Genomic DNA, 493 nt, shown 5'->3' with positions numbered 1-493 from the left:
TGCCACGCCGCAGAAGCTGGCGAGCTACTTCGGCCTGACGCCAAGCGTACGTCAGTCGGGCGCCGGTCGAGCGATCCACGGCCGGATTACGAAGCAGGGCAATGCGACGGCGCGAACGATGCTGGTCGAGGCGGCCTGGTCTGCGGCGAGCGTTCCGGGGCCACTCAGGGCGTTCTTCCTGCGTGTGAAGGACCGCAAGGGTGCGAACGTCGCCGCAGTAGCCACCGCGCGCAAGATCGCCGTCCTGATCTGGCATCTGCTCAAGAAGGAGGAGCCCTACCGCTGGGCACGGCCGGCCTTTGTGGGGATGAAGATGCGCAAGCTCGCGCTGCGTGCCGGAGCGCCCAAGCAGCATGGCAACAAGCCCGGTCCGGGGCGCGACTATTGGATTAAGGAGATCCGCCACCGGGAGATGGAGCTCGTCGCCAACGCGGAAGCATCCTACGCGAGGATGGTCGAGGCCTGGAAGGACAAGCCACCAAAGCCCAAGCCT

General features: G+C 66.1%; 1 protein-coding gene. It reads left to right on the top strand.

Annotated elements, in window-relative coordinates; genetic code table 11:
• Positions 1-493, top strand: a 493-nt coding sequence (locus CVV76_RS24460; RefSeq protein ID WP_146010402.1) for a transposase, incomplete at both ends; no start/stop codon positions are given.

The organism is Acidimangrovimonas sediminis (assembly GCF_002871005.1).
Taxonomy (GTDB): Bacteria; Pseudomonadota; Alphaproteobacteria; order Rhodobacterales; family Rhodobacteraceae; genus Acidimangrovimonas; species Acidimangrovimonas sediminis.
The sequence above is the reverse complement of the archived record's forward strand: the minus strand, read 5'-3'. Positions and strand labels throughout refer to the sequence as shown.